Source organism: Micromonospora sp. LOL_025, from assembly GCF_048060285.1.
Classification (GTDB): domain Bacteria; phylum Actinomycetota; class Actinomycetes; order Mycobacteriales; family Micromonosporaceae; genus Micromonospora.
Genome location: NZ_JBHMIR010000125.1, coordinates 1 through 480, shown reverse-complemented (window position 1 = coordinate 480; position 480 = coordinate 1). Strand labels below are relative to the sequence as shown.

General features: G+C 70.6%; 1 protein-coding gene. It reads left to right on the top strand.

Annotation, left to right across the window (positions count from 1 at the left end):
• On the top strand, positions 1-480 hold a 480-nt coding region (locus ACFHW0_RS31775), incomplete at both ends, for a condensation domain-containing protein (RefSeq protein ID WP_416613317.1).

Below are 480 nucleotides of genomic sequence, written 5' to 3'. Positions count from 1 at the left end.
GACAAACTCGTCGAACACACCCAACCCACCCGCGACCGCCACACCCCACCCCTCATCCAAACCGTCTTCACGAACATGGAAGGCACCGATCCGGCGCTGCTGCACACCGCCACGATGACGCCGCTGCCCATCGACGAGGGGGTCGCGAAGTTCGACCTGACCGTCCAGGTGCAGCTGGAGCCGGACGTCATCCGGGTGCTCTTCGACTACGCCTGCGACCTGTACGAGCCCGCGACGATGGCCGAGCTGGCCGAGAGTTACCGGGCCCTGGTGGCCGCCGTGCTGGCCGAGCCGGACCGCCCGCTGTCCACCGTGGTCGCGGTCACGGCCGCCCAGCGGGAGCGGCTCACCGACGCGTTGACCGCCACCCCGGTTCCGGTCCCGCCCGGTGATCTGGGGTGTGTGCCGCGGCTGGTGACGGCGACGGCCCGACGCCAACCCGACGCCGTGGCGATCGTCGACGGCACCAGCACGATCACC